General features: G+C 72.9%; 7 protein-coding genes. 2 read left to right on the top strand and 5 right to left on the bottom strand.

Features of this window, described 5'->3' with window-relative positions:
* Positions 1-115 precede the first annotated feature (115 nt).
* Positions 116-1,207 (bottom strand): mannose-1-phosphate guanylyltransferase, encoded by a 1,092-nt coding sequence (locus tag H1A17_RS32675; protein ID WP_145917987.1) that lies wholly within the window; start codon positions 1,205-1,207, stop codon positions 116-118.
* A 63-nt stretch (positions 1,208-1,270) separates the two neighbouring features.
* Entirely contained in the window at positions 1,271-2,416 is a 1,146-nt protein-coding gene (locus H1A17_RS32680; protein WP_145917986.1) for a glycosyltransferase family 1 protein, read from the bottom strand.
* A gap of 151 nt (positions 2,417-2,567) precedes the next feature.
* Here H1A17_RS32680 and H1A17_RS32685 point away from each other — a divergent pair, with 151 nt between their 5' ends.
* The gene (locus H1A17_RS32685; protein ID WP_145917985.1) at positions 2,568-3,263 is read left to right on the top strand and encodes a TIGR03089 family protein; all 696 of its coding nucleotides are present in this window, start codon (positions 2,568-2,570) and stop codon (positions 3,261-3,263) included.
* A 292-nt stretch (positions 3,264-3,555) separates the two neighbouring features.
* Here H1A17_RS32685 and H1A17_RS32690 read toward each other — a convergent pair whose 3' ends face one another.
* Positions 3,556-5,529, bottom strand: a complete 1,974-nt coding sequence (locus H1A17_RS32690) for an acetoacetate--CoA ligase (RefSeq protein WP_145917984.1) — start codon at positions 5,527-5,529, stop codon at positions 3,556-3,558.
* Between the two features lie 464 nt (positions 5,530-5,993).
* On the bottom strand, positions 5,994-6,509 hold the full coding sequence (locus H1A17_RS32695; RefSeq protein ID WP_145917983.1) for an acyl-CoA thioesterase: 516 nt from the start codon (positions 6,507-6,509) through the stop codon (positions 5,994-5,996).
* Positions 6,510-6,532: 23 nt separating this feature from the next.
* On the opposite strand from H1A17_RS32695, the gene H1A17_RS32700 reads away from it, so the two are divergent.
* Positions 6,533-7,204 carry a hypothetical protein gene (locus H1A17_RS32700; protein ID WP_194823693.1) on the top strand — a complete coding sequence of 224 codons (672 nt, stop codon included), beginning with the start codon at positions 6,533-6,535 and terminating at the stop codon, positions 7,202-7,204.
* Between the two features lie 141 nt (positions 7,205-7,345).
* Here H1A17_RS32700 and H1A17_RS32705 read toward each other — a convergent pair.
* A partial coding sequence (locus H1A17_RS32705) for an acyl-CoA dehydrogenase family protein (RefSeq protein ID WP_255542180.1) occupies positions 7,346-7,471 on the bottom strand: 126 nt, incomplete at its 5' end.

The following is a 7,471-nucleotide window of genomic DNA, read 5'->3' on the forward strand; positions in this document are numbered from 1 at the left end:
GGCCCGACGGCGCGCGTCCCCGGCCCGCCGACCGCGCTCAGGCCCCCGCCTGGGGCCGGGCCGCCCGGCGGTCGGAGCGTACCGCCGCCGGGCGGGGGTCAGGCCGTCAGGTGGTTCAGACCAGTCCGTCCTCGCCCCGGGCCTTCAGTTCGTCCACCAGGGCCTTGACGTCCTGCGCCCGGTCACGGGGGCACACCAGCACCGCGTCGGGGGTGTCCACCACGATCAGGTCACGGACCCCGAGAGCGGCCACCAGCCGACCCGACTGCGGCACCACCACCAGGTCGTGGGCGTCGTGCAGCAGCACCCCCGGCTTGGCGTCGGCCCCCAGCACCACGTTGCCGTCCGGGTCGGCCGGCAGCACCTCGCCGAGGGTGTGGAAGTCGCCGACGTCGTTCCAGCCGAAGTCGCCCGGCACGGTGGCGACCCGGCCGGCGGTGGCCGCGCCCTCCATCACCGCGTAGTCGACGGAGATCTTCGGCAGCGTCGGCCAGACCGTGCCGAGGACGTCGTCCTGCTCGGGGCCGCCCCAGGCCGCCGCGATCGCGGTCACCCCGGCGTGCAGGTCCGGCTGCTGGCGGGCCAACTCGGCGAGGAAGACGTCCACCCGCCAGACGAACATGCTGGCGTTCCACAGGTGCCGACCCGAACGCAGGTACGCCTCGGCGACCGGCGCGGCCGGCTTCTCCTTGAACTCGGTCACCGGGCGCAGCGGGCCGTCACCGGTCGGCTCCCCGGTCTCCAGGTAGCCGTAGCCGGTCTCGGCCCGGGTCGGGGTGATCCCCACCGTCATCAGCAGACCCTGCTCGGCCCCCCGGACCGCCGCCCGGACGGTCCGCACCCAGGCGGCCGGGTCCCGGATCAGGTGGTCGGCGGCGAACGAACCCATCACCGCCGACCCGTCGCGCCGGGCGATCACCGCCGCCGCCAACGCGATCGCCGCGCAGGAGTCCCGGGGGGACGGCTCCACCAGGATGTTCTCCTCAGGCACCCCGCGCAGTTGCCGGGCCACCGCCGCCGCGTGGGCGACGCCGGTGACCACCAGGACACGCTCCGGTGTGGTCAACGGCGTCAGCCGGTCGACGGTCGCCTGGAGCAGCGACGCGTCGGTGCCGGTGAGCGGGTGGAGGAACTTGGGGTGCCCCGCGCGGGACAGCGGCCACAACCTCGTGCCGCTGCCACCCGCCGGGATGACGGCGTAGAGCATCAGCACATCATGCCCGAACCGTCCCAGGTCGGATGGCGGCTCGGCCGTACCGTCAGCGACCACTCAGGAACGGGCCCGGCTCCACGCGGCGATGTGCACCTCGGCGCTGGACGCCCAGGTGAACTCCTTGGCCCGGTCGAAGCCCGCCTTGGCCAGCGACAACCGGCGCTGCTCGTCGTCGAGCAGGGCGGCCAGGTCGGTGGCGATCTGGTCCGGGTCCTCGCTGGTGTAGGCGACCGCGTCACCGCCCACCTCGGGCAGCGACAACCGGGGCGTGGTGAGCACCGGCGCGGCGCAGGCCATCGCCTCCAGGATCGGCAGACCGAACCCCTCACCGTACGACGGGTAGGCGGCGACCAGCGCGCCGCCGAGGAAGCCGGGCAGGTCGGCGTAGCGCAGGTAGCCGGGGCGCAGCAGCCGCAGGTGCGAGGGGACCTCGGCCACCGCCCGGTCGATGTCGTCGTCGTGCCCCTGGCCGCCGGCGACCACCAGGGCCGGCGGGTCCTCCCGGTCGGCCACCGCCCGCGCCCAACCCCGGATCAGGTTGGGTACGTTCTTGCGCGGCTCCTTGGCCCCGAGGAAGGCGACGTAGCTGCTGCCGCCGAGCCCGAGCCGGGCCCGCACCCGGGCCTTCTCCTCCTCGCCCGGGGCGTGGAAGGCCTGCTGGTCGACCCCGTGGTAGGCCACGTCGATCCGGGTCGGGTCGGCGTCGAGCAGCCGGATCAACTCGTCGCGGGTGGCCTTGCTCGGCACGATCACCCGGTTGGCCCGGCGCAGCGACGTCTTGATCGCACTGCGGAAGAACGTCCGACGGGACTTGTCGTAGTGCTCCGGCTCGGTGAAGAACGTCGCATCGTGCACGGTCACCGTGACCGGGCAGCCGGCACGCAGCGGGCAGGTGTAGAACGGCGAGTGCAGCACCTCGGCACCAACCTGCTGGGCGAGCAGCGGCAGGCCGGTCTGCTCCCAGGCGAGCCGGGCCGGGCGGTGGGCGACGGCGGCCGGGGCGGGGATCACCTCGGCCCCGGGCAGCATCCGGGCGTAGCGCTCCAGGTCGGTGCGGAGGCTCACCACGACCAGGTCGACAGTCTCCCCGCACACTGTGCCGAGGGCCCCGAGCAGGCCATCGACGTATCTACCGACGCCGCCTCGGTCGGCGGGGACACTCGTGGCGTCGATGAGCACGCGGGGCGGGCGACCGGCGGTCACGGGGCGACTCCTTGCAGTGGCGGGTCTGTGGGGAACAACACTCCGGGCAAGCCTACGCCGGAGCGCGGCGCGGACGCTGACTCCGACCCGACCGTACGCCGACTTGTCATCGCCATCGGATACGGACGGCAGGGGCGTATCGTTCGCGCCGATGGCCGACAACATTGCCCGGGTGTTCGCCGCCGCGATCGCGGCCGACCCCGCCCGCCCCCTGCTGACCTGGTACGACGACGCCACCGGCGAACGCACCGAACTCTCCGGCGCGACCCTGGCGAACTGGGTGGCCAAGACCGCCAACCTGCTCGTCGACGAGCTGGCGCTGAGCCCCGGCGACCCGGCCGGGGTGCTGCTGCCGCCGCACTGGCAGACCGCCGCGGTGCTGCTCGGCTGCTGGTCCGCCGGGTTGACGGTGCGTGACGAGCCGGGTGCCGTGGACGTGCTCTTCGCCGCCGCCGACCGGGTGGCCGAGGTGGACGCCTGGCCGGCGGGCGACCGCTACGCGCTGGCGCTCGCCCCGTTCGCCGCCCCGCTGCGCGAGGTCCCCGCCGGGTTCGCCGACTACGTGGTCGAGGTACGCACCCACGGTGACCACTTCACGCCGTCCACCCAGGGTGGTCCGGCCGACGCGGACCTGCTGGCCGAGGCGGACGCCCGCGCGACGGCCCTCGGCATCTCCCCCGGCGACCGGCTGCTCGTCGACGCGGCGGTCCACCCCGACCCGCGCGACTGGCTGCTCGCCCCGCTGCTCCGCCGGGCGACGGTCGTGCTGACCGGCAACGCCGACCCGTCCCGCCTCGCCGGCCGCGCCGACACCGAACGCACCACCCACACCCTGCCCTGCCTGTGAGGCTGGCTGGATCGGCCTGGCCCCGCCCCGCCCGCGCTGGCCCCGCCCCGCGCTGGCCCCGCCTCGCCCCGGCCGCGCTGGCCCCGGTGATCAAGAGGTTTACGTCAACATTCGTGGATGGGATGACGCAAACCTCTTGATCACCGGGCACCGGCGGGGCTGAGGTGCGGTGATCAAGAGGTTTGGGGCAGGGACAGCGGGTGGGGTGACGTAAAGCTCTTGATCACCGGGGCAGGCGAGATCGCCGGGGCAGGCGAGGGCCGGTGGGGTGGGAGCAGGGCGGCGGGTGGGGTTACGGGGTGGGGCGGGTCTGGGCGAAAGCGGCGAAGGCGGTCAGGGATTCGGGGTTGGCCAGGGCGCCCTTCGCGGCGGCCGACTCGACCGGGGTGCCGGTGAGGATCTTCTTGACCGGCACCTCCAGCTTCTTGGACGACAGGGTGCGCGGGACCGCCCTGACCTGGTGGATCTCGTCGGGGATGTGCCGGGGCGACAGCGCCGTACGCAACTCCCGGGCGATCTTCTTCCGCAGCGCGTCGTCGAGTTCCAGGCCCTCGGCGAGCACCACGAACAGCAGCAGCTCCCCCGCGCCGCCCTCGTCGTCCTCCAGGTGCACCACGACCGAGTCGACCACCTCGTCGAGGCCCTCGACCACCGAGTAGAACTCGGCCGTGCCGAGCCGTACGCCGCCCCGGTTGAGGGTGGCGTCGGAGCGGCCGGTGATCACGCAGCCGCCCCGCTCGTTGATGGTGATCCAGTCGCCGTGCCGCCACACCCCGGGATAGACGTCGAAGTACGCCTCGGCGTAGCGGCTGCCGTCCGGGTCGTTCCAGAACCCCACCGGCATGCTCGGCATCGGCGCGGTGATCACCAACTCGCCCAGTTCGCCGAGGACCGGGGTGCCGTCGGCCGAGCGGGCCTCCACCTTCGCGCCGAGCGCCCGGCAGGTGATCTCCCCGGCATGTACCGGCAGCAGCGGCACCCCGCCGACGAAACCGGTGCAGACATCCGTCCCGCCGGACAGCGACTGGAGCTGAAGGTCGGTGCCGACGGTGTCGTACACCCAGGTGAAACCCTCGGCGGGCAGCGGTGCGCCGGTGGAACCGACCCCGCGCAGCGCGGACAGGTCGGCGACGTCCTCCGGTACCAGGCCGGCCTTGCGGCAGGCCAGCAGGAACGGCGCGGACGTGCCGAAGTAGGTGGTGCCGGTCTCCTCGGCCAGCCGCCACAGCGCACCCAGGTCGGGATGACCGGGGTTGCCGTCGAACAACACGATCGTCGCCCCGACGGCCGGCCCGGAGACCAGGAAGTTCCACATCATCCAGCCGGTGGTGGTGAACCAGAAGAACCGGTCGGCCGGACCGAGATCGTGGTGCAGGGCCAGCATCTTGAGATGTTCCAGCAGGATGCCGCCGTGGCCGTGCACGATCGGCTTCGGCAGGCCGGTGGTGCCCGAGGAGTAGAGCACGTAGAGCGGGTGGTCGAACGGGACCGGGGTGAAGGCCAGCGGCTCGTCGGTCTCCGCCGCCAGCTCGGCCCAGCTCAGGCCCCCCTGCGGTACGTCGGCGGAGCCGGGGTGGAGGTAGGGCACGTGGACGGTGTGGGTCAGTGACGGCAGGGCGGCCCGGATGGCGGCCACCTCGGCCCGCCGGTCGACCGGCTTGTCGCCGTACCGGTAGCCGTCCACGGCCACCAGGACCTTCGGGGCGATCTGCTGCCAGCGGTCGACGACACTACGGGTGCCGAACTCCGGGGCGCAGGACGAGAAGATCGCCCCCAGGCTGCTGGTCGCCAGCAGGAGCACGTACGTCTCGGGGACGTTCGGCGCGTACGCGGCCACCCGGTCCCCGGCGACGACGCCGAGCCGACGCAGCCCGGCCGCCACCCGGCGGACCTGCTCCCGCAGTTCGGCGGCGGTCAGGGTGACCGGCGGGCGGGTCTGGGAGTGCGCGACCACCACCGGGTCGTCGTCGGCCCGGCCGGGCATCCGCAGCACGTTCTCGGCGTAGTTGAGCGTCGCGCCGGGGAACCAGGTGGCGCCGGGCATCGCCGCGTCGCCCAGGGTCGCCGTCGGCGGGGTGTGCGCCACCACCGCGAAGTGGTCCCAGATCGAACGCCAGAAGGCGTCCAGGTCGGTGACCGACCACTGCCACAGCGCGTCGTAGTCGGCGAAGTCCAGCCCCCGGTGCTCCCGCAGCCACCGCAGGTAGCCCCCGATCCGGGACCGTTCGCGTACGTCCGCCGGCGGCGTCCACAGCACGTCACCCACCGCTCCACCCTCCCTGAGGCCCACACGGCACTGTGCCCGGCCATGCCGCCATCTTGCCTACCTCGCAGCGCCATCATCCACACCGGGGCCCGACACGGAAACGTGCCCCGCGCACACAATCCGTCCCCACCTGCACACACAGCCCGGCCCCGACCCCGACCCGGGCGCGTGCCGAGGTCGGGCTGGACTGGGCAGGGCTCGGTGATCAAGAGATTCCGGTCAGCTTTCAGCCCGAAGTTGACGCAAACCTCTTGATCACCGCACCACACCCCGGTGATCAAGAAGTTAGCGTCAATCTCGCCTCGGAGACTGACGTAAACCTCTTGATCACCGGGGCTAGAGCGGGCAGGGCGGGCGAGAGGTGGGGCGGAGCAGGGCGGGGCGAAAGCGGGGCCGGGCAGGAGGGTGGGGCCGGGCGAGAGTGCGGACGGGTCGGGCCGGGGAGCGGGTGGGAGTGCGAGGGGTCAGGAGGCGCGGTGGGCTTGGATCGCGCGGCGTTTGGCGAGGCGGTGGGCGCGGCGGATCTCGGCCTCCTTGTAGCGGCGCTCGTCCTCGGCGGTCTCCGGCAGCACCGGACGGACCGCCCGGGGCGCGCCGCCCACGTCCACCCCGACGAACACCAGGTACGCGGTGGCCACCCGGACCGGCTCGTCCTCGGCCGAGTCCCACCGCTCGGCGACCACCTTCACGCCCACCTCCATCGAAGTGTTGCCGGTCCAGTTGACCTGGGCGTGGGCGTGCACGAGATCGCCCACCCGGACGGGTTCGGAGAAGACGATCTCGTCGATCGAGGCGGTCACCGCCGTACCGCCGCTGTGCCGGGCCGCCGCCGCTCCGGCCACGTCGTCGACGAACTTCATCAACACCCCACCGTGCACGGTCCCGTACAGATTGACATCGACAGCGGTCATGATGCGACTCAGCGTGACCCGGGAGTACGACGTCGGCTTGCCGGCAGGGGTGGTGGGGTGCTCGGTCATGGCAGAAACGGTACGGTGCGCCAATGCGACATCTCTGGAGCTTCCTCGCCGGGTTGGTGGTGGCGCCCGTCACGTGGGTGTTGATCACTCTCGGGCAGGACGGGTCGGGCCGGACCGTGGACCGCTGGGTGGAGATCGGCACGTACAGCACGGCCAACCTGATCGAGCCGGCCGTCTACCTCGGCGTCGCCGGCATCCTGCTCGGCCTGGTCGGCACCCTGCGCACCTCGCCGGTCGGCCCGCTCGTCGCCGGGCTGCTGCTGGTCACCCCGTACGTCGGGATGTTCATCGCACCGTTCACCGTGCTCGACCGGATTCCCGGCGACTGGAAGGTGCTCGGCGATCCACTGCCGCTGCGCCAGCCGGTGCAGGACGGCACCCTGTTCCTGATCGGTCTGCTGCTGCTGATGGCCGTGTTCAGCGCCCAGCGGTGGCGGCGCTGGCCGCAGCCGGCGACCGGCGTGGAACCGGCCCCGGCCGACGACGACACCCCGCCACCGCCCAGTTTCGCCACGAGCGACTGGCCGCCGCCCCCACCGGCCCGCAGCGAGCCGGACACCGCCCCGCTCACCCTGGGCTACCCCGATCTGGACACCCCCACCGAGCCGCTGCCCCGGCGGACCAGCAGCGAGTCGCCGTGGTCCGCGCCGCCGCGCTACGGGGCGAAGCCGGAGAACAGCACCGACAACCGTTGACGCCGCCGGGTGGGCCGGCCCGACCGGCCCACCCGCGCCCCGATGACCAAGGCAGGGTCGCTGTCAGGACGGCCCGGCTTCCGTCCGGCGCGACCAGTTGCGCAGCAGGCGTCCGGACCGGAAGGGCCACGGGACAGCCGGTCAGTCCTTGAGGAGTTGGCGGGCCATGACGATGCGTTGGACCTGGTTGGTGCCTTCGTAGATTTGGGTGATCTTGGCGTCGCGCATCATGCGTTCGACGGGGTAGTCACGGGTGTAGCCGTAGCC

Source organism: Micromonospora sp. S-DT3-3-22, assembly GCF_015354745.1.
Classification (GTDB): domain Bacteria; phylum Actinomycetota; class Actinomycetes; order Mycobacteriales; family Micromonosporaceae; genus Micromonospora; species Micromonospora wenchangensis.